This window comes from Halomicrobium urmianum, assembly GCF_020217425.1.
Taxonomy (GTDB): domain Archaea; phylum Halobacteriota; class Halobacteria; order Halobacteriales; family Haloarculaceae; genus Halomicrobium; species Halomicrobium urmianum.
In genome coordinates this window covers 3202269-3224816 of record NZ_CP084090.1, presented here as the reverse complement: position 1 = coordinate 3224816, position 22548 = coordinate 3202269, and the positions used below count along the sequence as shown (strand labels likewise).

Annotated in this window: 16 protein-coding genes; 7 read left to right on the top strand and 9 right to left on the bottom strand. The window is 68.9% G+C overall.

The genetic code is table 11. The features are described 5' to 3' along the window. Nucleotides 1-169: 169 nt before the first annotated feature. The 3 genes from LCY71_RS16190 (at nt 170) to LCY71_RS16180 (ending at nt 4437) form a co-directional block, all read left to right on the top strand. Nucleotides 170-916 carry a GNAT family N-acetyltransferase gene (locus LCY71_RS16190; protein WP_225334179.1) on the top strand — a complete coding sequence of 249 codons (747 nt, stop codon included), beginning with the start codon at nt 170-172 and terminating at the stop codon, nt 914-916. A gap of 237 nt (nt 917-1153) precedes the next feature. After that, nucleotides 1154-3850, top strand: a complete 2697-nt coding sequence (ppc, locus tag LCY71_RS16185) for a phosphoenolpyruvate carboxylase (RefSeq protein WP_225334178.1) — start codon at nt 1154-1156, stop codon at nt 3848-3850. Between the two features lie 137 nt (nt 3851-3987). Beyond that, complete coding sequence (locus LCY71_RS16180) at nt 3988-4437, top strand: universal stress protein (RefSeq protein ID WP_225334177.1); 450 nt, start codon at nt 3988-3990, stop codon at nt 4435-4437. A 56-nt stretch (nt 4438-4493) separates the two neighbouring features. Here LCY71_RS16180 and LCY71_RS16175 read toward each other — a convergent pair whose 3' ends face one another. Genes LCY71_RS16175 through glpA form a run of 3 tightly spaced genes read right to left on the bottom strand, consistent with a single transcriptional unit; the run spans nt 4494 to nt 8951 of the window. Next, complete coding sequence (locus tag LCY71_RS16175) at nt 4494-5966, bottom strand: anaerobic glycerol-3-phosphate dehydrogenase subunit C (protein WP_225334176.1); 1473 nt, start codon at nt 5964-5966, stop codon at nt 4494-4496. Continuing rightward, on the bottom strand, nt 5963-7225 hold the full coding sequence (glpB, locus tag LCY71_RS16170; RefSeq protein WP_225334175.1) for a glycerol-3-phosphate dehydrogenase subunit GlpB: 1263 nt from the start codon (nt 7223-7225) through the stop codon (nt 5963-5965). The genes LCY71_RS16175 and glpB overlap by 4 nt, the downstream gene beginning before the upstream one ends. Then, entirely contained in the window at nt 7215-8951 is a 1737-nt protein-coding gene (glpA, locus tag LCY71_RS16165; RefSeq protein ID WP_225334174.1) for an anaerobic glycerol-3-phosphate dehydrogenase subunit GlpA, read from the bottom strand. Before glpA ends, glpB begins: the two co-directional genes overlap by 11 nt. 344 nt (nt 8952-9295) lie before the next feature. On the opposite strand from glpA, the gene glpK reads away from it, so the two are divergent. From glpK to LCY71_RS16150, 3 genes are all read left to right on the top strand, one after another. Further along, on the top strand, nt 9296-10828 hold the full coding sequence (glpK, locus tag LCY71_RS16160; protein ID WP_225334173.1) for a glycerol kinase GlpK: 1533 nt from the start codon (nt 9296-9298) through the stop codon (nt 10826-10828). 1 nt (nt 10829) lies between these two features. Continuing rightward, complete coding sequence (locus LCY71_RS16155; RefSeq protein ID WP_225334172.1) at nt 10830-11894, top strand: DUF7973 family transport facilitator; 1065 nt, start codon at nt 10830-10832, stop codon at nt 11892-11894. Between the two features lie 74 nt (nt 11895-11968). Continuing rightward, nucleotides 11969-13141 carry a Cdc6/Cdc18 family protein gene (locus LCY71_RS16150; protein WP_225334171.1) on the top strand — a complete coding sequence of 391 codons (1173 nt, stop codon included), beginning with the start codon at nt 11969-11971 and terminating at the stop codon, nt 13139-13141. A gap of 41 nt (nt 13142-13182) precedes the next feature. On the opposite strand, the gene LCY71_RS16145 is transcribed toward LCY71_RS16150, so the two are convergent. The 3 genes from LCY71_RS16145 to kdgK1 all read right to left on the bottom strand — a co-directional run bounded on the left by LCY71_RS16145 (nt 13183) and on the right by kdgK1 (nt 17108). Next, on the bottom strand, nt 13183-14145 hold the full coding sequence (locus LCY71_RS16145; RefSeq protein ID WP_225334170.1) for an ROK family protein: 963 nt from the start codon (nt 14143-14145) through the stop codon (nt 13183-13185). Between the two features lie 129 nt (nt 14146-14274). Beyond that, nucleotides 14275-16023 carry a pyruvate kinase gene (gene pyk / locus LCY71_RS16140; RefSeq protein WP_225334169.1) on the bottom strand — a complete coding sequence of 583 codons (1749 nt, stop codon included), beginning with the start codon at nt 16021-16023 and terminating at the stop codon, nt 14275-14277. Between the two features lie 131 nt (nt 16024-16154). After that, nucleotides 16155-17108: a bifunctional 2-dehydro-3-deoxygluconokinase/2-dehydro-3-deoxygalactonokinase gene (gene kdgK1 / locus LCY71_RS16135; RefSeq protein ID WP_225334168.1), complete on the bottom strand. Its 954-nt coding sequence runs from the start codon at nt 17106-17108 to the stop codon at nt 16155-16157. A gap of 288 nt (nt 17109-17396) precedes the next feature. On the opposite strand from kdgK1, the gene LCY71_RS16130 reads away from it, so the two are divergent. Further along, a complete protein-coding gene (locus LCY71_RS16130; protein WP_225334167.1) occupies nt 17397-19313 on the top strand; it encodes a HAMP domain-containing protein in 1917 nt (638 codons plus the stop codon). A gap of 114 nt (nt 19314-19427) precedes the next feature. Here LCY71_RS16130 and LCY71_RS16125 read toward each other — a convergent pair whose 3' ends face one another. The 3 genes from LCY71_RS16125 to LCY71_RS16115 form a co-directional block, all read right to left on the bottom strand. Beyond that, nucleotides 19428-20597 carry a hypothetical protein gene (locus tag LCY71_RS16125; RefSeq protein WP_225334166.1) on the bottom strand — a complete coding sequence of 390 codons (1170 nt, stop codon included), beginning with the start codon at nt 20595-20597 and terminating at the stop codon, nt 19428-19430. Between the two features lie 2 nt (nt 20598-20599). Then, complete coding sequence (locus tag LCY71_RS16120; RefSeq protein ID WP_225334165.1) at nt 20600-20917, bottom strand: hypothetical protein; 318 nt, start codon at nt 20915-20917, stop codon at nt 20600-20602. A 93-nt stretch (nt 20918-21010) separates the two neighbouring features. Beyond that, on the bottom strand, nt 21011-22444 hold the full coding sequence (locus LCY71_RS16115) for a hypothetical protein (protein WP_225334164.1): 1434 nt from the start codon (nt 22442-22444) through the stop codon (nt 21011-21013). Between the last annotated feature and the right edge of the window lie 104 nt (nt 22445-22548).

Genomic DNA, 22548 nt, shown 5'->3' with positions numbered 1-22548 from the left:
CTTCAACCTGACACTGTAGATGAAAGTGGTGGGCGCTCGACGCCGCCGCCCGGGATTCGGCGAGGTCGCCGGTTTCTCGCAACCAAGGGGCACCAGTCTGCAGTCGAGCGAGGGGACCCGGCAACGAGGTCGCAAGCACAGTTAATCGCCGCGGCGGCGACGTGGCGGCATGGACGTCAGAGCGGCCGAGGCGGACGACTCCGGGCGGATCAGGCGGATCGCCGAGCAGTCCTTCCAGACTTCCTACTCGCTGTCCCCGGACCAGATCGAGACGATCGTGGCCGCGGTGCTCTCCGAGGACGCAGTCCGCGAGCGGGTCGAGGGCGACGCGAACCGGATACGCGTCGCCGAAGAGGAGGGCGAGGTGCTCGGGTTCGCCGACGTCGAGGTCGGCGACCACGCGATCCTCCGGTGGCTCCACGTCGAACCGGGCCACCGCGGACAGGGCGCCGGCACCGCGCTCGTCGAGGACGCCCGCGACGTCGCGGCCGAGGGCGACAGCGCGCTGATCGGCACCGTCCTCGCTGAGGACCCCGAGGGCGACCAGTTCTGCGAGCAGTTCGGCTACGAGCGCGGCGAGAAGGTCGAGATCGAGTTCGCCGAGGAGTCCTTCCACGCGTACGTCTACAGGCACCCGGACCCAGCGGCCCCCGTCGCCGACGACGAACCCGTCGACGTCCCCGACACGGTGACGGTGGACGGCCGAGAGCGGACCGTCGACGCCGACGACGACGTGCCGGGGACGGACGGTCCCTTCTTCCGGACGTACGAGGACCCGGCGGACGAGGACGCCTACGGCTACTTCTGTTCGAACTGCGGGAGCGTCGAGATCGGGTCCGACTCGCTGGGACGCCTCGAGTGCGAGGAGTGCGGGAACAAGCACCTCGCAGACCAGTGGGACGCGGCCTACCTCTAACCGGCGTAGCGAACCGGGGCCGGTCGCGGACGATAGCGCTCCGGCAGACATTCAACGATACCGAACAGGCGTCTCCCTACCACGAACCGTCATTCATATAACTATTGGGTAGACGGCCGGTCGACGGACTGTGGCGGAAAATCTCGTCGGAAAGTACGTGTAGAAAACGTAGCGGATTCTCGACATTAAGTCTCGGTTTCGCTAAAGTTTTACCCCTCCACTCGGGAGGGGTATGTAATGACTTTGCACGCCAGGGAGATCAATCAAGACGTACGAGAGCTCGGAGAACTGGTCGGCGACATCGTCGAGGCGCAGTGCTCGACCGAAGCGTTCGACATAGTTGAACAGATCCGGACGTCGTCGGTCGAGTATCGCCGCGGGGACGCCGACTCCCGGGAGGACGTCGAGCAGACGATAGCGCGTCTGGACCCCGAGATGCAGGACATCGTGGCCCGGGCGTTCACGACGTACTTCGAGCTGATCAACCTCGCCGAGGAGCGCGAGCGGGTCCGCGAGATCCGGGAGGGGACCCAGGAGGGCACGCTGGAGGACAGCGTCGCGGACGCCGTCCGGAAGCTCTCCGAGGCGGGCGCCGACGCCCGGACGATCCAGGCGGTGCTTGAGGACGTCCTCATCCAGCCGACGTTCACGGCGCACCCGACCGAGGCCCGCCGGAAGACGGTGAAGGCCAAGCTCCGGAACGTCGCCCACGACCTCGAGACGCTGGACGAGGTCCGCCTCACCGACCGCGAAGAGGAGCACGTCGAGCGGGACCTCGAGGCGGAGGTCACTAGCCTCTGGCAGACCCCGCAGGTCCGGGACCGCCGGCCCGAGGTGACCGACGAGGCGCTGAACGTCCAGTGGTACCTCGAGAACGTCCTCTTCGACGTCATCGACGACGTGTACGACGAGCTGGAGCGGGCCGTCGAGGCGGAGTTCGACGAGGACGTCGAGGTCCCGAAGCTCTACGAGTTCCGTTCGTGGGCCGGCTCCGACCGCGACGGCAACCCCTTCGTCACGCCCGAAGTGACCGAGGAGACGCTGGAGCGCCAGCGCGAGGTCGTCCTGCCGATGTACCGCGACCGGCTCAAGGAGATGTCCGGCATCCTGAGCCAGGACGCCAGCAACATCGAGACGGGCGAGGCCTTCGACGAACGGCTCGCGGAGCACAAGGACGACCTCCCCGGCGTGGCCGACGAGGCCGAGGAGCGCTACCCCGACGAGCCCTACCGCCAGAAGCTCAAGCTCATGCGCGAGTCGGTGCTGCGCGTCGGTGACGTCCGCTCCGGCGGCTACGACGACGAGGACGAGTTCCTCGCGGACCTCCGCATCCTGGCCGACGACCTCCGGGCGAACGGCGCCGGGGTCATCGCCGAGGCACACGTCGACCCGCTGGTGCGCAAGGTCGACACGTTCGGCTTCAACCTCGCCAGCCTCGACCTGCGCGACCACCGCGCGATGCACACCGACGCCATCGACGAGGCGCTCGAACGCGAGGGCATCGACTACAAGGACCGCGACGAGGACGGCCGCGTCGAACTGCTGACCGACGCCATCCTCCAGGACGATCAGGTCATCGACATGGAGGCCACCGAAGAGCTCTCCGACGACGCCGAGCGGGTCATCCGCCGGTTCCGCAGGGCCGCCGAGTGGCAGAAGGAGTTCGGCGTCAACGCCATCGACACGTACGCCATCTCCTGGTGTGAGGAGCCGTCGCACGCGCTGGAAGTGCTCTTCCTCGGCGACCAGGCCGGAATCGTCGACCTGCCGGGCTACTGCGGGTTCGACATCGTCCCGCTGCTGGAGTCGAAGTACGCGCTCGACGGCGCCCGCCGCATCATGGGCACCCTCTTCGAGAACGAGGCCTACTCGCAGGCGCTCGAGGCCCGCGACGGCGTCCAGGAGATCATGCTGGGCTACTCCGACTCCAACAAGGAGAACGGCTTCCTGGCGGCGAACTGGAGCCTCTACCGCAACCAGAAGCGCCTCGCCAGCATCACCGACGACTTCGACGTGGAGATGCGCCTGTTCCACGGCCGCGGCGGCTCCATCTCCCGGGGCGGCGGCCCGATGAACGACGCCATGCTGGCGCTGCCCAACGAGACCGTCTCCGGGCAGATCAAGTTCACCGAGCAGGGCGAGACCATCGCCGAGAAGTACGCCAACCCGTCGATTGCCGAGCGGAACTTAGAGCAGATGCTCGACGCCCAGATGCGGGCCCGCTACGAGGCGATGCAGGAGCCTGTCGAGGAGATTCCCGAGGAGTGGGAGGCGGCCATGGAGACGGCCTCCGAGGCCGCCCGCGAGGAGTACGTGGACCTGCTGGAGACCGACGGCTTCGTGGAGTACTTCGAGCAGGCGACGCCGATCACGGTCATCGAGAACCTCAACATGGGCTCGCGGCCGGCCTCGCGCAGCGAGGATCGCTCCGTCGACGATCTGCGGGCCATCCCGTGGGTGTTCTCGTGGACGCAGGCCCGCTGTATCGTCCCCGGCTGGTACTCCATCGCCACGGGCATCCAGGCGTACCTCGACGACGGCGGCGACGTCGAGACGCTACAGGAGATGTACGAGGAGTGGCCGTTCTTCCGGACCAAGCTGGACAACGCGTCGCTCGCGCTGGCCCGGACCGACATGGAGATCGCCGAGAAGTACGCCGACCTCGCCGACGAGGACCTGCGCGAGCGCATCTTCCCGCGCGTCCGCGAGGAGTACGAGGAGACGGTCGACCTCGTCAAGGAGATCACGGGCCGGGACAGCCTGCTGCGCCGCGACTGGCTCGAGGAGAACCTCGAGCGCCGCAACCCCTACGTCGACCCGCTGAACCTCCTGCAGGTCAGCCTGCTCGACCAGTCCCACCTCACCGAGACCGAGCGGCGCACCCTCCGGCTGACGGTGCAGGGCGTCGCCGCCGGGATGAAGAACACCGGGTGATCCCGGCGCCGCCGCGGCCGGGAGCGTCGCTCGACCGACCGCTTCGCAGATTCATTTCACCGCAGCTGTCGTAGATTTCACGCCCCATGTCCTGTCGCGCCCCGAACACATTTGTACCGCCGCGGAAACGTCAACATATGGCACTAGACACCGTCTTGCTGGCCCTCGGGCCGGGAGACAGAGACAGGATCGACGCGATGACCGAGGCGGCCGTCGACATCGCCGGGCCGGCCGGGGCCACGATCGTCCTCGTCCACGTGTTCACCGACGAGGAGTTCGACAGCGCGGTCGGACGGCTGGACTTCGCTAATTCGTCGGAGGCCACGCCCGACGAGGTCGCGCGGCGGCACTCGACGGTCCGCGACATCGCCGCCAGCCTCGACGAGGCGGCCATCGACTACCGGATCACCGGACGGGTCGGGAACCATGGCGAGCAGATCGTCTCCATGGCGGAGGATGAGTCCGCCGACCTGGTGATCGTCGGCGGCCGCAAGCGCTCGCCGACCGGGAAGGCCGTCTTCGGCTCGACGGCCCAGGAGGTCATGCTGGAGTCGCCCGCGCCTGTCACGTTCGTCCGCGGCGACTGAGGACGGGATCGCGGCGACGAGCCGCACGGGTCGTCCGCGGCGACAACGAACGGCGCTCAGACGCCGACGCGGTCGTCGACGAGCGCTTCCTCGATTACTTCTAGCGGGTGGCGAATCTCGTAGCCGGTGCCGTGTTCCATCTGCATCGAACAGGTCGGGCACTCGGTGAGGCCGGTCTCGCCCGGGGCGTCTTCCATGTGTTCGAACATCTCCTCGCCGATTTCCATGGAGACGTCGTACTTCTCGGCCTTCCAGCCGTAGGTGCCCGAGATGCCGGAGCAGGAGTCGCCGACGTCCTCGACGGCCACCCCGTCGAGCTCGCGGAACAGCTCGACGGCCTGTCGGGAGAGCCCCTGGTTGCGGGCGTGGCAGGGCGCGTGGTAGGCCAGGTCGTCGAACCCGTCGACGCTCGCGTCGGCGAGTTCGCCCCGCAGGTCCTCGTTGATCCGGAGGTACTCCAGCGCCTCGAAGGTGCTACCGGCCACCTCGCCGGTGCCCTCGAAGTCGAACAGCTCCGGGTACTCCTGGCGGATGGCCATCGAGCAGGAGGTACAGGAGCAGACCGCGTCGTAGCCACGATCGACGAGGTCGGCCAGCGAGGAGACGTTCACTTCGGCGTCCCGACGGGCGTCCGATAGCATCCCGTTGGCGAACATCGGCGTCCCCGAGCAGCGCTGCTCCGGGACGACGAGTTCGTAGCCGAAGTGCTCGTAGACGCGGACCAGCGCCTTCGCCACCTCGGGCGTGTTGTAGTTGGCGTAGCAGCCGTGGAAGTAGGCCACCCGTCTGTCGGCGTCGACCGGGTCGCCCCGACGCTGCCGGGCCTCGCGGGCGTTCTGTCGGGACGCCGCCGCGCCGCCGCGGGCGGTCCACCACTCGCGGAACGTCTGCTCGGCGAACTCGGGGAACTCGCGCTCGCTGGTGACGCCCAGCGTCTTCTCCATGACCCAGCGCGCCGGCCCGAAGTTCATCGCGGCGTTGGCCAGCCGCGGGACCACGCTGGCGACCTGCGCCGAGACGCGGTAGTTGGCGAGGATCCGGTTACGCCAGTACTTCGGGGAGAGGAGCGACATCTCCTCGCGGACGAACTCGCCGCGGGCCTCGTTGTGCATCTGGGAGAGCGGGACGCCCGACGGGCAGGCGTCGTCGCAGCGCATGCAATTCGAACAGGAGGTGATCGACTCGTCGACGTCGTAGTCCTCCTCGTTCTGCTTGAGGCGCCACTGCTCCGGTCCCTGGAACTTCGGGCCGGGGAAGTCGTCGTCCACCTCGGCGACCGGGCAGTTGACGTCGCAGGTCGAGCACTTGTAGCAGTCGTCCGCCCCGGGCCGGAGGTCCATCGTCTCCTCGTCCGGGAACACCTGGACGGGTTCGAAGTCCTCGCCGGCGGTCGGTTCCGCGGGCGCGAACCCGGCGTCGTCTCGCCCGTCGCCGGGACCGACCGCGCCGCCGTCGGTCTCGACGTCGGGGTCGTCCGCGCCGTCCTGTGCGCCTCCGTCACTCGAATCCTGTGTGTCCTCGCCAGTCATAGTGCCTCCGTCGCCAGTACGCCGGCCGAGCGGCCCGTCGCCAGCGACACGCCGGCACCGGACTTCTCGGCCGGGAAGTCGTAGCCGCCGAGCACGCTCCCGGCGGCGCGCACGTTCTCGAACTCGGGGTCGCCGCGCTCGTCGGTCGGCCGCAGTTCGCCGTCCGGATCGACGCCGAAGCGGGCGAACGCGTGGTCGCCGAAGACGCCGTCCTCGAACCAGTCGTACCGGTCGGCGGGGTGGGGAACGCGGCAGTCGAACACCGGTTCGCGCACGCCCCCGCGGTCGGACTCGACGCCCTTGCCGACGAGGCCGCCAGTCGCGAGGACGTACTGGTCGGCCGCGTAGGGAACCGTCGCGCCCTTGCGGTCGACGAGCACGCGCTCGATTCGGTCGCCGCCCTCGTGGTCGACGACGGGGACGCCGGTCTCGAGGCTCGCACCCGCCTCGTCGAGCGCGTCGTACAGGCGGTCAGCCAGGCGCAGGCCCGGCAACGACGGCGGTCCCATGGGGACCTCGAACACGTCCGCACCGAGTTCCGCTGCCAGCGCGGCCCGGACGGCGGCGGGGTCGTCGTCGCCGAGGACCGCCGGAAACCCGACCCGCTCGTGGCCGTCGAGGTGCGGCCGGACGCGTTCGGCGAGGGCCTCGCAGGCGGGGAGCCGCCGGCCGTCAACGTCGACCGGTCGATTCTCGTCCAGCAGGTGGGCGTAGCGCGTCACCTTCGCGTCCGGCCTGAGGTCCCCGGGGAAGCGCACGGTTGCGCCGTCGGCCGCGAAGGGCGCGCCGGCCGCTCCGAGGTGGTCGGCGGCCAGCGGGGCGTCGAAGTCGACCAGCGTCTCGAAGCCCACGAGCAGGGCGTCCCGGTCGTCCGAGGCCAGCCCGGCCGCCGCGCTCGCCGGGTACCGCGCCGTCGGTTTGACCGTCCCGCCGTGGGTCGGGACCAGGGCGTTCCGGTCGGTGTGGTCGCCGCGGTAGTCGGTGACGTCGTCGAACAGCGCGAGTCCCTCGCGGACGCCGGACTCGCCGACGATCCGATAGGGGTGGTCCGCGGGGAGGTCGGGAACGGCCGCGAAGGGATCCGCCACCGGCTCGCCGTCGACGTAGCCGAGCACGTCGACGAGCCCGGAGGCCTGCCTGAGCGTGCTCTGCTTGTGGGTGATCAGTCGCACGTGGGCGCCCTCGCGCGCGGCCGAGATGCCGGCCGTGAGCCCCGCGAGGCCGCCGCCGATCACGAGGACGTCGGACTCAATCGCCATGGTCGCCCCCGTCGGTCGCCGTCGGCGACCGGCCGTCGCTCGGTCCGTCCGTCGCCCCGGGTCCGTCGTCGAAGGCGTCGTAGTCGAGCGGCGGCCCGCCGGCGGCCGGATCGCGGTCGCGGTTCTGCGTCGTCGCGTGCAGCGCGTAGTTGAGCATGGCCTGCGAGAGCTGCCGGCCCCACAGGGCGTGGCGCTGGCCCTTCCAGCGCTCCTGTAGCAGGTCGTCCCAGGAGTCACGGACCGTGGGTTCGCCGTGCTCGGGGTGGAGCTCCGCGGCCAGCCGGTGACAGCAGAACCCGCCCTGGCAGTTCCCCATCGAGGCGCGCGTGCGGATCCGGACGGCGTTGAGGTCGGTGCCGACGTCGTCGATCGCGTCCCGGACTTCCGCGCGGGTGACGCCCTCGCAGTCACAGAGGACGGGGTTGGGCTCGTCCGTCCGCAACACGCGGTCGGCCCGTGAGCCGAGGCGCTCGACGCTGCGGCGGCCGATGGGCGATCGCAGGCCGAACTCGTCCATGTAGTCCCGGAGGAGGTCGACGTCCTCGCTGCCGGGAAGCGGGACGTCGGCCGTCCGGCAGTCGGCGTCGACGCCGAACCGGTCGCAGACGTGGTCGGCGATCTCCTCGGCCATCATGCGGTAGGTGGTGAACTTGCCGCCGACGATAGAGGTCAGCCCGGGGACGCCGTCGCGGTCGGCGTGGGAGAGCAGGAAGTAGTCGCGGGTGATGTCGGTCGGGTCCTCGCTGCCCACGTCCGGCGGCTCGTACAGCGGCCGGACGCCCCAGAACGAGCGGATCGTCCGGGCCTCCGCGAGGATCGGGATCAGCTCCGAGAGCTCGTCGATCACCAGGTCGACCTCCCACTGCTCTTCCGGGTAGTCCTCGGGATCAGAGACCTCCTCGTCGGTGGTCCCGAGGATGGCCGTCGTCTCGTGGGGGACGACGATGTCGGCGTCGCCCTTCGGCCGGCAGTGGTTGATCACCGTGTCGACCTGCCGGACGTTCATGATCGTCATGACGCCCTTCGAGGGCCGCACGGCGACGTCGAGGCCGGCCATCTCGGCGACGCGACCGGCCCACGCCCCGGTCGCGTTGACGACGTGGTCGGCGCGGATCTGCTCTCGGCCGGACTGGACGCCGTGGACGCGCTCGCCGCTCTTCGCGCCGTGTTCGACCTCGACGCCGACCACCTCGCCGCCCTCGACCAGCAGGTCGGTCACCTTCGAGTGAGTCTCGATCCGGGCGCCGTGCTGGCCGGCGCTCGCGGCGTTGGCCACGACCAGCCTGAAGGGGTCGACCGCGCCGTCCGGGACGGCGATGGCCTTCTCGACGTCCGCGGCGAGGTGGGGCTCGCGACGGCGGGCCTCCCGGCCCGAGAGCACCTCCGCGGGGATGCCACAGGCCTCGCAGCCGCGCAGTTTCTCCTCGAAGTACTCCTCGGGGTCCTCGGGCCGCTTGACGAAGAGGCCGCCCGTCTCCTCGACGCAGTGGGCGGCGATCTCGCGGAGCACGCGGTTCTCCTCGATGCACTCCTCGGCGCTGGACCGGTCCGAGACGGCGTAGCGGCCGCCGCTGTGGAGCAGGCCGTGCATCCGGCCGGTCGTCCCGTGAGTCAGGTTCCCCTGCTCGACGAGCGTGACGTCCAGCCCGCGCATCGCGAGGTCCCGGGCGATGCCCGTCCCGGTCGACCCGCCGCCGACGACGGCGACGTGGGGTGTCGATGCCATCTATCGCCCGAAGCGTTTCTCGGCCAGCTACTTTATTTTACCGACGGGTACAGTTCGATGGTAAATTTGCTTCTGACAGCCCCGAGGAAGCCGTATGCGGAGACGAGGAGGAGCGACTTCGCATCGTACGTCGGTCCTCGGAACGCTGCTCCGTCTGGGACGTTTGTGGACGTCTTCCGGAAGTGAAATGACTGTAACTGACACTGGCGAGCCCCCTCACCCGATCGAGGCGCGCTCCTCCGGGCCGCCCGTACCGGCAGCAACATTTATGATGATTCTCCGTATTGTTAACGCTAGGTCGGCTATCAGCAGTAAATAACCCGTCCGACCACAACGGAGCACACATGACGGACACATACGTCGGCGCCATCGATCAGGGGACGACCGGTACCCGGTTCATGGTCTTCGACCACGGGGGCCAGGTCGTCGCGAACGCGTACGAGAAACACGAACAGATCTACCCGGAGCCCGGATGGGTCGAGCACGATCCCCTCGAGATCTGGGAGAACACGACGGCGGTCGTGACCGACGCCCTCGAGAGCGCGGGTATCGACGCCGAGCAACTCGAGGCGGTGGGGATCACCAACCAGCGCGAGACGACGCTGGTCTGGGACGCGGACACCGGCAAGCCGGTCCACAACGCCCTGGTCTGGCAGGACCGCCGGACCACGGATCGCGTCGAGCAACTGCAGGAGGCGGACAAGGTCGCGTGGATCCGTGAGAAGACCGGCCTGGAGGCGGACGCGTACTTCTCGGCCACGAAGGTCGAGTGGCTCCTCGACAACGCCGAGCCGCTCAAGCTGACTGCCTCGCGGGGCGAGGACGTCCGCGAGCGCGCCGAGGCCGGCGACCTCCTGATGGGGACGATCGACTCGTGGCTCGTCTACAACCTGACCGGGAACCACGTCACCGACGTGACTAACGCCTCCCGGACCATGCTGTACGACATCCACGAGATGGCGTGGGACGAGGAGCTACTGGCGGAGTTCGGCGTCCCCGAAGCGATGCTCCCCGAGGTCCGACCCTCCTCCGACGAGGAGTACTACGGCACGACCGACCCCGATGGTTTCCTGGGCGCCGAGGTCCCCGTCGCGGGGGCGCTGGGCGACCAGCAGGCCGCCCTGTTCGGCCAGACCTGCTTCGACCGCGGCGACGCCAAGAACACCTACGGCACGGGGTCGTTCTACCTGACCAACACCGGCGAGGAGGCCGTCGAGTCCGATCACGGCCTGCTGACGACGATCGGCTTCCAGCGCTCGGGCGAACCAGTCCAGTACGCGCTGGAGGGTTCCATCTTCATCACCGGCGCCGCCGTCGAGTGGCTCGAGGACGTCGACCTCATCAACAACGCGGCCCAGACGGCCGAGCTGGCCCGCAGCGTCGACTCCACCGACGGCGTCTACCTCGTCCCCGCGTTCACCGGGCTGGGCGCTCCCCACTGGGACGGTCGCGCCCGCGGGACCATCGTCGGGATGACCCGCGGCACGCGGAAGGAACACATCGTCCGGGCGACGCTGGAGTCCATCGCCTACCAGACCCGGGACGTCGCGGAGGCGATGGAGGCCGACGCCGGCGTCGAGACCACCGAGCTCCGGGTCGACGGCGGCGCTGTCAAGAACGACTTCCTCTGTCAGCTCCAGGCCGACATCCTCCAGACGAGGATCGTGCGCCCCGAGGTCGACGAGACGACCGCGCTCGGGTCGGCCTACGCCGCCGGCCTCGCGGTCGGCTACTGGGACTCCGTGGACGAACTGCGGGAGAACTGGCAGGTCGACCGCGAGTTCGAACCCCAGCGGGACGCCGCCGAGGTCGACGCCAAGTACGAGCGCTGGGGCGAGGCCGTCGAGCGGGCCAGGGACTGGGCGCGGGAGGAGTAGGATGGACGCCGCCCTCCTCCAGGTGCCGCTCGTCGGGATGGAGGTCGAGCAGTTCGTCCTGCTGCTGATCACGGCGCTGGCCGGCGGCGCGTTCGGCGCCGCGCTCGGCGCGCTCCCCGCGTTCGTCTTCACGGGCTTCGTGGTCTTCCTCGGCGAGGGGCTCGCGATCCTCCAGCGCGAGGTCGCCGCCCTCGGCGGGCTCGACGGGGCCGAACTGGCCGTCGGCGTGACCGGCGTCATCGGCTTCGGGGCGGTCACCGGCCCGCACGTCGCCTTCGCCGGCGGCGTGGCCGCCTCTGCCTACGCCGGAAAGAAGCACCCCGAGATGGAGCCCGACGGCTGGGACTACCACTTCGGGAAGGACATCCTGTACGCGTTCGGCACGAAGCCGGACATCCTCGCGGTCGGCGCGGTCTTCGGCGCCGTCGGCATGCTGATCAACCAGGTCGGCGCCGGGATCGGGACGCCGACGGACACCATCGCGCTGTCGGTCGTGGCGACCGCCTTCCTCGCTCGCCTCGCCTTCGGCTACCCGCTCGTCGGCACCGCCGCGGGCGACGGCCTGCTCGACATGTCCCCCTTCGAGCGCGGCGAGACGCGCGTCGTCACCGACGGCGGGGTCGAGCGCGAGCGGCTGGCGACCGAGCCGTGGCTCCCCCACCAGTATCAGTGGCCGGGCGTCGCGGCCGTCGGCCTCGTCGGCGGGATCCTCGGCGGTTACATCTGGATCCAGACGGGCAGCGTCTTCCTCGGCTACGCCATCTCGGCGATGAGCCTGCTGTTCCTGAACCTCGGCGTCGAGAAGATCCCGGTGACCCACCACATCACGCTGATCGGGTCGGTCGGGGCGGTCGTCGTCGCTCCCGTCGCGGGCAGCGTCGCCGCGCTGCTCGCGGCCGGCGCGTTCGGGGCCGTCAGCGGCCTCCTGGGCGAGCTGACCCAGCGCGTCTTCTACGCGCACTCGGGGACTCACGTCGACCCGCCGGCGATGGCCATCACGGTCGCCATGCTCGTCGTCGCGGTCCTCGCGGCGATCGGCGTCCTGCCGAACGCGGGGTACCTCTGATCCACCCCGCACCGGCGGCAGGCGACCGAATTTAGTACGTCGTCACCAGACTACCGGTACCCGACCACACAAGGATGGACATCGAAGCGAGAATCAAGCGACGCCAGCGCCGGGACGGCCAGCCGCGCCTGATCCGGGACTACGAGTCGCTGTCGCCCGTCGCCCACGTCGACGAGCCCTCGGACCGCGGTCCCGTCCTCGAGCGCCTCCTCGATCACCTCGATCCGGTGTTCGACGGGTCGCTCCCGCCGAACGCGTACCTGTACGGACCCGCGGGTGCCGGGAAGTCCGCCGTCGTCACGGCCCTGTTCGCCGAGCTCGAACGACTGTGCGGCGACCGGGGCTCGGTGATCCACACCAGCACCCGCGCGGCGACCCGGGCGGCCCCGCGGTTCGTCTACGTCGACGGGCGGTCGACGGCGAGCGAGTTCGAGTTCTACCACGCGGTCCTCGACGCCCTCGTCGAGGGGACGGTTCCCGAGCACGGGATCAGCACCGACGAGCTCCGCGACCGGTTGCACGACGTGCTGGGAGCGTCACCCGGAGCCGTCGTCGCCGTCGATCACGTCGACGGGCCCGGGACCGCCGGGGCCGACGAGCTGATCGACCGCTTCGCGAGCCTGCCGAGCAACGTGAGCTGGCTCGCCGTCGGGCGGGCCGATCCCGACGACGTGGCGCTGACCAGGTACACGGCGTCGGCCGTCCAGGTCGACCCGTACCGCCGACAGGCGCTGGTCGACCTCCTGATGGCGCGCATGTCGGCGGGACTCGCCCGGCGGGCGGTCGACCACGCGCTGGCGCGTCGCGTCGCCGAGTGGGCGGACGGCAACGCCCACGACGCGCTGGCGGTCGTCTTCGTCGCGGCCGACCGCGCCGACCGCGCCGGTCGGAGCGCGCTCGGTGACGACGACGTCGCCGAGGCCATCGAGGAGGTGCCCGAGCCCTGCGTCTCGCTGGGCAGGGTGTTCGCGCTCCCGGACAACAGACTGGTCGTCCTGCGCAAGCTCGTCGACCTCGACGCCGACGACCGCGCCTCGGTCACCGCGACGACCGAGGCCGTCAGCTCGGACCCCGACGTCGACCTGTCGCCGGGGACCGTCAAGCGCTTCCTCTACGAGATGGCCGAGATCGGGGTCGTCGAGCGCGTCCAGTCCGAGGAGTGGGACGGGCGCGGTCGACCGCCCAGCCGCGTCGAGCTGCGGTTCCCGCCGACGGCGTTCCGCCGGCTGTACGACCTCCAGCAGTGACCCCGGCGGCCGGGAGCGACTGCGGTCGTCGGCGGCGTCCCCTATCGCTCGCCGGTGCCGCCCGTGATGGCCGACGCGAGCGCGCCCATCACGACGACGTCGTCGCCAAGCTGAGTCAGCTTGACGTCGGGGAGGTTCGCCATCAGGTTCGGCGGGATCTCCTCGCGGATCGGTTCGAGGACCGCGTCGGGATTGTTCAGCGCCACGGCGCCCCCGACGTAGATGACCAGCGGGGCGTAGGAGTTGACGATGTTGGCGATGCCGATCGCGTTGAGGTGTCCCACCTGCTCGATGACGTACTCGGCAAAGTCGTCGCCCCGCTTGGCGGCGGCGAAGACCTCCGCCGCGCCGAAGTCGCCGTCGTCGACCGGGAGCTCCGTGGGCACGGGGTCCTCGCGGTGCAGCGCGGTGGCGTAGCGGGGGATGTTGTTCCCGGAGCAGTACGCCTCCCAGTGGCCCTCGGCACCGCAGCCACAGGTCATCAGTCCGGTGGGGTCGATCGTCATGTGGCCGACCTCGCCGACGTTGCCGTCCCAGCCACCGAGGATGCAGCCGTCGACGCAGACGCCGGCGCCGATGCCCGACGAGATGGTCAGGTAGACCATGTCGTCGGGGTTACGGTCGCTGAAGTAGCGCTCGCCGATCACGCCGGCGGTGGTGTCGTTGTGGAGGTAGACCCGATCGGAGTCGATGAGTTCGCCGACCGGGCCAGTCAGCGGAATCCGGTCGATGGTGTCGGGCAGGTTCGCGGGGTTGTCGACGGCGCCGCCGGCCAGGTCGAGCGGACCGATCGAACCGATACCGGCGGCCTCGATCGAACCGGGCGCGACGTCGGCGTCTTCACAGGCGTCCCGGAGCGTCTCCAGAACGGCCTCGGTGACGGCGATCCCGTTGGGGCCACGCGGCGTCCCGCCGGCCGACGAGCCCAGTTCCCGACCGGACTCGTCGCCGACGACGGCGCGGACGTTGGTCGCGCCGAGGTCGACCCCTGCGTAAGCGGCCATTGTACCTGAGCGGTCGGCCGTCCGCTACTTAACTACACATATCTTGCGCGGCCCCGGCGGCGCGTACCTGCGGATAAAGTGGCCACTACCGCGGGACGAAAGCCTCCCCGCGGCGGATCGAGATCCGGATCAGTTCCGGCCCCGCTCACCGACGGCGTCCTCGTAGAGGACGCCCCGCTCGGCGTCGAGCGTGACGACGGTGCCGTCGGCCACGTCCGGCAGGTCGACGTCGGAGATCATCGGGATCCCCAGTTCGCGCGCGACGATGGCGGCGTAGCTCGTCATGCCCTCGTGAGCGTCGACGAGGCCGCCGATCGACTCGGGGTCGCCGGCGAACTCACCCTCGAAGCCCGCGGGGACCGAGACGACCGCGCCCTCGGGCACGTCGGTCAGGTCGCCGTCCGGCGCGTGGTGGATCGGGCCTGTGACGAGGCCGTCGACGACGGACCGACCCCGGGCGATGGTCTCGGCGGCGACGTGGACCTTCAGCATGTTGGCCGTGTTGATCCCCTCCAGCTCGGTCATCATGCCCGAGAGGACGACGACGGTGTCCCCGCCCTCGGCGGCGCGCGTGTCCAGCGCCGACTGGACGGCGTTCTGGATGACGTCGTCGGCGCCCCCGCTGGTGTACTCCGTCGTCACCGGGATGATGCCCCAGCTCAGGGCGAGCTGCCGGCGGACCCGCTCGCTGGGCGTGGTCGCGACCACGGGGATCGACGGCCGGAACTTGGCCGCCTTCTGGGCGGTGTAGCCGGACTCGGAGGCGGCGACGACCGCGGAGGCGCCGATGTCCCGCGCCAGGAAGCGGGCCGAGCGGGCCAGCGCGTCGGTCCGCGTGTTGTCGGCAGCGGGCACGCGCTGCTCACGGGTCTCCGCGTACTCGTCGCTGCCCTCGATGTAGCGGACGATGCTGTCCATCGTCTCGACGACGCGGACCGGGTGGTCGCCGATGGCCGTCTCCCCGGAGAGCATGACCGCGTCCGTCCCGTCGAGGACGGCGTTGGCCACGTCGGAGGTCTCGGCGCGGGTCGGTCGGCGCGACTCGATCATCGAGTCGAGCATCTCCGTGGCCGTGATGACCGGCACGCCCGCCTCGTTGCACTTCCGGATGATCCGCTTCTGGATGATCGGGACGTCCTCGAGGGGACACTCCACCCCGAGGTCGCCGCGGGCGACCATCACGCCGTAGGCGGCGTCGACGATGGAGTCGAGGTTCTCGACCGCGCCCGCGCGCTCGATCTTGGCGATGATCGGGATGTCGATGCCCCGCTCCTCCATCTCCGACTCGATCTCGTAGATGTCCTCGCCCGAGCGGACGAACGAGGCCGCGACGAAGTCGGGCTCCTTCTCGGCGGCCACGTCCAGTTCCGCCCTGTCGTTGTCGGTGATCGTCGGCAGGTCCAGGTCGACGCCGGGGACGTTGACGCCCTTCCGGGCCCCGAGTTCGCCGCCGCTCTCGACGTGTGCGTAGACGGTCCCGTCCTCGACGCGCTCGACGGTCGTCTCGATGCGCCCGTCGTCCAGCAGCACGCGGTCGCCCGGTTCGACGGACTCGATCGACACCGAGAGCCCGACCTCCTCGGGGGTCGCCTCGTCGCCCTCGACGAACCGGACCGTCGACCCCTCCTCGAGGTGGATCTCGTCGCGGATCGCCGCCGTCCGGACCTCGGGACCGGGCATGTCCAGCATCGCCGCGACGGGCTCGTCGGTCGTCGCGTCGACCTCCCGGATGCGGTCGATCATCTCCCTGCGGTGCTCCGGCGAGCCGTGGCTGGCGTTGAGCCGCGCGACCGACATCCCCGCCTCGGCCAGCTCCGTCATCGTCTCGACGGACTCCGAGGCCGGTCCGATCGTGCAGACGATCTTCGCGCTACGCATCGCTGTGCCCTCCTCGATGGGCGACGCAACCGTTCATAGCGTGAGCTACGACGGTGGGGATAAAAGCGTTGGCGACCCGTCACCGTCCTGTCGGTGAGCCGTCCCGCTCCCGTCCGGCGATCGGACGGACGCTACCGCGAGATCTCGGCGGTGCCGCCCTCGATGACCGCCTCGACCTCGTCGGCGGTCACGACGGCGAGGTCGCCGGGTACCGACCGCTTCAGCGCGGCGGTCGCAGCGCCGTACTCGAGACCGTCCGGGACGTCCGCGCCCCGCACGTACTGTGAGAGGAATCCGCCGACGAAGGAGTCGCCCGTGCCGACGGGGTGGGCGTTGCTCGCCTCGAACGTCGGCTGTTCGTACACGTCCCCGTCTGCGAGCGCGAGCGCGCCGCGCGACCCGCGCGTGACGACTGTGACGTCGATGCCGAAGTCGTCGGCCAGACCGCGGGCGATGGACTCGGCGTCGCCGCTCCGGTCGAGGACGTTCTCGGCGTCGCGCTCGGCTACCACGAGGACGTCGACGTCCGGGAACAGGTCCTCGAGGACCTCGCGGGCCTCGGCGGGCTCCCAGAGCTTCGAGCGGTAGTTGAGGTCGAACGACGTCGTGGTCCCGGCGTCCTGCGCGGCGGCCAGCAGGTCCGCCGTCGTCTCCTCGAGCCGGTCGGACAGCGCCGGCGTGATGCCAGTCGTGTGGAAGGCCTCGGCCGACTCGACTCGGTCGACCGGAAGCTCCTCCGTGCTGGCGGTCGTCACGGCGGCGTCCTGCCGGTCGTAGATGACGTTGTTGCCCCGCGGGGCTTCGGCCTTCTCGAGGTAGTAGGCGCCCTGCCGGCCCTCGTCGCTCCAGACGACGTCGACGGTGACGCCGTGGCTGCGGAGTTCGTTGGCGACCTTCCGGCCCGGCGGCGAGTCCGGAATCTTCGACGTCCAGGCGGTATCCAGCCCGAGCCGCTGGGCCGCCGTCGCGACGTTGCTCTCGGCCCCCGCAACGTGGACGTCGTACTGATCGGCCGTCTCGATGCGTTCGCCGTCGGGCGGGGAGAGGCGGAGCATCGTCTCCCCGAAGGTGACGAGGTCAGTCACGTGCGCCCGTGGGCCGCGGGTCAGTATAAATCCCCTCGAACTCACCGGGCGCGCTCGTCTCAGGTTCACGCTCACCGGCCGCGTTCGCCCCGGGCCACCCGGGCCGTCTCCCGGTCCGCGGATACGTCGGGCAATCGACTGATTCACAGATGTAACGCTCCAAAGGCTTATGTGAACTAATTCTGCACACAAACCTATGGACTGTGGGACGACGCGTCGACCAGCGGCAGTTGAACGGTCGAGTGGTTCTGGAACCGCCGATACCGGTGAACGCGGGGTGACCCGGTGATGGCCGGGGAGGGGAGTTCCGGGGTAGAACGAGCCGAGGAATCGGTCCTCCAGGGGGTGACGCCGGACGTCGTCAGGCGAAGCTTCGCCCTGAAGTTCGGCATCGTCCTCGTGGTGATGGCCCTCTCCATCGGGGTCATCGGCATCGCGGCGACCCAGGAGGTCAAGAGCCAGACGCAGGCCAACGTCCAGGCGGAGTACCAGAACGTGGCCGGCCAGGAGGCCGACCTGGTCGAACAGTGGATCGGGCAGAATCGACTGACGACGAGCCTCGTCTCCAACCAGGACGTCTGGGCGGGGGACGAGGGGCTCGAGGTGGCGCTCCGGAACGAGCAGTCCGAGTTGCCCGCCGAGGTCAGCGCTATCCACGTGGTCGAGAGCTCCATCTCCGGGACGAGCATCGAGGCGAGCACCTCGCTCAACAGCGGTACCCCCGCGAGCGAGGTCAACCGGGACTGGCTCGCCAACCAGAACTTCTCCCAGTCGAGTGACGTCCGGATGTCCGAGGTGTATCTGACCGACGTCGGTCCGGTCGTCGGCTTCCTCAGCCCCGTCTCGGCGTCCGACAACCGGTTCCTGCTGATCGAGTACGACCCCCACGGTATCGCCGACGACCTGCAGGGCGCGGAACGAGCCAGCGGCGGCTTCACGCAGGTCGTCGCCAGCGACGGGACGATCATGATCGACGAGGCCCGCGAGGGCCACGGCGTCGGCAGCGAGGTGCTGCAGTCGTACAGCAACGGCGAGGCCGACGGACCGATCCAGGAGGCGAATCACCTGCGCGAGCACGGCGGCGGCGACGGCCACGGCGGGCACGGTGAACACGCCGCGGCGGGCGTCACCGCCTCGATGGAACCCAACGAGAACGTCCTCGACGAGCCGTACACGGTCGGGTACGCGCCGGTCCCGTCGACCGACTGGGTCGTCCTCGTCCACGCGCCCGAATCGGCCGTCTTCGGCTGGGTGAACGACATCGAGCGGGGCGGCATCCTTGCGACGCTGGCCGCCGTCGTCATGATCGGCGGCGTCGGCATCGCGCTGGGCTACAACACCGCTACCTCGATCGATCGGCTCCGGCGCAAGGCCGACGAGATGCGCGATGGAAACCTCGACGTCGAGATCGCCTCCGCGCGGATCGACAACATCGGCCAGCTGTACGACGGGTTCGCCGACATGCGCGACTCGCTGAAGCGACAGATCGAGGAGGCCGAGAAGGCCCGCAAGGAGGCCGAGGTCTCCCGCGCCGAGGCCATGGAGATGAACAACTACCTCCAGGAGAAGGCCGAGGAGTTCAGCGCCGTCATGGGGGAGACCGCCGCCGGCGACATGACCAGCCGCATGGACACCGACGGCGAGAACGAGGCGATGGATCAGATCGCCGGGGAGTTCAACGAGATGATGAACGAACTGGAGAAGACGACCGGCCAGCTCAAGAGCTTCTCCGACGAGGTGGCCGACTCCAGCGACGTCGTCCTCGAGAGCGCCGAGTCCGTCCGCGACGCCTCCGAACAGGTCGCCGAGTCCATCCAGAAGATCTCCGACGACGCCTACGACCAGCAGGACCGCCTCCGCGCCATCTCCGAGGACCTCGACGAACTCGTCGCCAGCCTCGAAGACCTGGAGTCGGAGGCCGACGTCGACGTGAGCGACGCGCTGGAGGGCTTCCGCTCCGTCGCCACCGAACTGCAGGACGCTGCCGACACCAGCGAGGGCATGATGGCCGAGTCCGAGAACGTCGCCGGTGCCGCCGAGGAGCAGGCCGCCGAGCTGAACGAGGTCTCCTCGCGCGCCGAGCGGCTCAAGCGCTACGCCCGCCCGCTGGGCGACATCCTCGAGCGCTTCGAGACCGAGGCCGAACACGAGTTCGTCTTCTCCGGCGGCCCCTCGCAGTCCACCAGCGAACCCGAGCAGGACTGATCGACGCCGCGGCTTTTCGTCGACGTCGGCAGCGGCTCCGCGCGTCCGCGTTCGATCGCGGTGAGACCGAGCCGTCGACCGGGTTCCGACCGCCCTTCCGGGACGACCACCGCCTCAGAGGAACTCCCGTTCGATCCAGCGTTCGACGACGTCGCTGTCTTCCAAGCCGGCAAGTTCGTCCAGTGCCGACTCGATCGTGGCGACGTCCATTCCGTCACCGTGCTGGGCCGCCCGTCCCAGCGAGATCAGCAGTTCGACCTTGTTCGTGTCGACGTCCAGATTCATCACGCGGGTGACGACGTTCTCCCCGTCGGGTTCGTCCAGACGGACGAACGATGGCGGAATCGCTCCGGGCAGCAGCGTGGAGACCGTCAAATCACCTTCTCTCGCGTCCGCGGGAACCTCGGCTAACTGCTGTTTGACGACCTCCACGTTGTCCGAGGTGGTATCGGTAACGACGTTGCGGACGAACGAGTCGTCCGCGACGCGTCGCAGGTCCCGCTGCTCGTCGACGTACGCGCGGACCAGCTCGAGGTCCTCGTTGCGGAACTCGGGCCCAATCTGCTCCCGCGGAACGCACAGATCTGCCCCGTAAGCCCCCGTCGCGAACGACCCGAACGGATCGGCTAACTCCCGATCGACGGCCGGTGTCGCGGTAGTGTCGAAGCGGGCATCGACGAGATACGGTGCCTCTGTCGGCGGTTGCCACGGCCCGTCGAGCCATCCCGATTCAGCGTCGGCGATTACGGTTTTGTCTTCGTCTAATTCGGCCGTGTACCACGGCGGAGAGTCGAACATCGCGTCTATACCACCGAACTGGTCGACGACTCGTTGAGCGTAGATCCCCAGGCGAGGGAGTTCGGATATACCGTCGTCGAATGGTCGGCTATGCGCCAATGCGTTGCGATTTTCGGGATTGAACAGAGCGGCGTAGTCGACGTTCAGGCCGACAGCAAGCCGGCAGAGTAGTTCGAACAGGGCATCCATCAGGTCTCGGTAGGCAGCCTCACTGTCTGCCTCCGACGGGTAGATCGCTTCGTCACAGTCTACCCGAAGTAGCGGGTTCCCGGGGCTCCGGTCCTCGTCCAGGGTGAAAAAGAAGCGGAAGTTCTGCGAGCCGTAACTGACGTTGAAGACAGTCGCATTGTCGGCTCCTGCCTGTGCATTTTCCCGGGCCTCGTCAGTCGCAAACCCCGCTAACTCGGCGCTTGTGAACGCGACGTCCAGCACGTTCTCTGGCGGACGAGACGCGTAGCACTCGATCACTGCGATACCGTTGGGCATTTTCAGGTACCTATGTCGTCGTATGTCACTATTTCCACTCGTGGATCTGCGTTCACACCGTTGTTGTTCAGTCTGCGTTGAACCGTATCGGGTATTCCGCTTAGTTCATCGCTGAAAGTGTTTTTGAAATCATCGGGTACGACAAGCACGAGTTCGTCTCTCCCGGCTCCTGCCTGCGCGGCGAACTTCGCGCTCACGCGTTCGGCGAAGACGTTCTCGATGAACGACTCACTGTAAGCATCTGGGTCGTAGTTCTTCGATTCCATCGCTGGCGAATCGAACGTCTCGTCGTCGATCGTGACCTCCGAGTCAAGTTCCACGTCAACCTCGGAACTGGACTTCGAGAGACTGTTCGGTACGTCGCTTGAGTCAATCTCTCGCTGGAGGTGGACCTCGCCTTTGCTGACGGATCCCTAGTCGAGTGCGTCGGAGGCGATCCTCGTCTCTCCGGCGATTTCTGCGTAACCGCTCCCGTCGCCCGAAACAGACCTCATGCTCCGGTCGACGCCGTCGACCCGTTCGCCGCCGTCGTTCCTCGTGCCGAGCTCATTGAGTCGTTCCTGCACGGTTCCCGGTCCGTTCGCGCCGGGGCGATCCGTTATATCATCTGCCTCGTCGTACGCCTGGAGCAGGTCTTTCGCTTCTCGGTCTGACAGCGTTACTCCGTTGTAGCCGTCGGTGTACTCGTAGACGGCGCGGACGGTCCCGTGACAGGGGCTATTACAGACGTCGGTCGAGAGCAACCTGGGACCGTCGTCCCCGGTCTGTTTGATCACGTCGCTGGCGAATCGCTGTCCGTCAGAATCGTAGGTGTCGTAGCGGCGGAGCGCGCTCGCCAGCTCGGTCTCGTCGACCTCACCGTTCTCGAGTGCCCGCACGAAACGCCGCTGGGTGTTCGCGTCGTCGATTTCTAACAGGATGTCCGCCGCCTCCTCGTCGACGTCCGACACCTCCCTCAGCGCCCGCCGGCCGCTCGGCCCGGCGTTGCGGAACAGGTCGGCCGCTTCGCTGGCCGGCGCGTCGACGTCAGACCGGCCCAGATACTGCCTCGTCCCGTCGTCCAGTTCGTCGAACTGGTCGACGACCTGTTGCCGTTTCGGCCCGGGGAGGTCGTTCAGCCGCGCGCTCAGCGTCCCCGTTCGGACGTTCACGTCGGGCAGCCGCCGGTCGATCTTGCCCGCCCGCCGCAGCACGCCCGGCCGCAGCGCGGTCGGCGTCCGCGAGGGCACCGCCGAGTCGGCCGCGTCGACCAGCCGCTGGAGCTTCCGGGAGCTGCTCAGCCCCTTCTGGAGCACGCTCCCGCCGCCGGAGGCCGCCGCGGGCGCGACCGTCCCAGTCGCGTAGCCGAACGACCAGCCGCCGCCGAAGGTGGCGTAGTGCTCGTCGCCGCCGTCGAACGGATTGCGGGTCTCGTGCTGCTGGCTGATCTGCTCGGCCATCATCCCCGGGAACTTCGTGATGATCGAGGGGTTGTTCGCGATCATCTCCGTGAACTGGATCATCTGCTGGGCGTACTGCACGGGGTTGGTGAGCATCTCGACGATGCCGAAGATGGCCTCGCCGGCGACCGTCGTCACCCCGGAGGAGAAGCTCATCAGCCCGACGAAGCCCGTCTCGCTGGCCTCGATCGGTAGCTGGTCGTACGTCCGCGCGACCTCGCCGAAGCCGTCCGGCCCCTGCAGCGTGCGGTGGTCGTCGTTGCCGTGGACGTCGACGGTCCGCACGTCGACGTCTGCCGGGGTGACGAAACTGCTGACGCCCGTGAAGATCTGGTCGAGGTAGCCCCGGTCGACGCTAAAGGTGCGGCGGTAGGTGTCGGCCGTCTCCGCGTCCTCGGTGATCTGCACCTGCCAATTGCCCTTCTTGTGGAACTCGACTGTCGTGAACCCGCTCGGGTCGCTGACGCCGACCTCGACCGTGTAGCTCGTCCGCTGGACGTTGTTCGCACCGA

Coding starts and splice junctions, on each gene's coding strand:
- LCY71_RS16190 (WP_225334179.1), top strand. CDS start 170: ATGGACGTCAGAGCGGCCGAGGCGGACGACTCCGGGCGGATCAGGCGG.
- ppc (WP_225334178.1), top strand. CDS start 1,154: ATGACTTTGCACGCCAGGGAGATCAATCAAGACGTACGAGAGCTCGGA.
- LCY71_RS16180 (WP_225334177.1), top strand. CDS start 3,988: ATGGCACTAGACACCGTCTTGCTGGCCCTCGGGCCGGGAGACAGAGAC.
- LCY71_RS16175 (WP_225334176.1), bottom strand. CDS start 5,966: ATGACTGGCGAGGACACACAGGATTCGAGTGACGGAGGCGCACAGGAC.
- glpB (WP_225334175.1), bottom strand. CDS start 7,225: ATGGCGATTGAGTCCGACGTCCTCGTGATCGGCGGCGGCCTCGCGGGG.
- glpA (WP_225334174.1), bottom strand. CDS start 8,951: ATGGCATCGACACCCCACGTCGCCGTCGTCGGCGGCGGGTCGACCGGG.
- glpK (WP_225334173.1), top strand. CDS start 9,296: ATGACGGACACATACGTCGGCGCCATCGATCAGGGGACGACCGGTACC.
- LCY71_RS16155 (WP_225334172.1), top strand. CDS start 10,830: ATGGACGCCGCCCTCCTCCAGGTGCCGCTCGTCGGGATGGAGGTCGAG.
- LCY71_RS16150 (WP_225334171.1), top strand. CDS start 11,969: ATGGACATCGAAGCGAGAATCAAGCGACGCCAGCGCCGGGACGGCCAG.
- LCY71_RS16145 (WP_225334170.1), bottom strand. CDS start 14,145: ATGGCCGCTTACGCAGGGGTCGACCTCGGCGCGACCAACGTCCGCGCC.
- pyk (WP_225334169.1), bottom strand. CDS start 16,023: ATGCGTAGCGCGAAGATCGTCTGCACGATCGGACCGGCCTCGGAGTCC.
- LCY71_RS16130 (WP_225334167.1), top strand. CDS start 17,397: ATGGCCGGGGAGGGGAGTTCCGGGGTAGAACGAGCCGAGGAATCGGTC.
- LCY71_RS16125 (WP_225334166.1), bottom strand. CDS start 20,597: ATGCCCAACGGTATCGCAGTGATCGAGTGCTACGCGTCTCGTCCGCCA.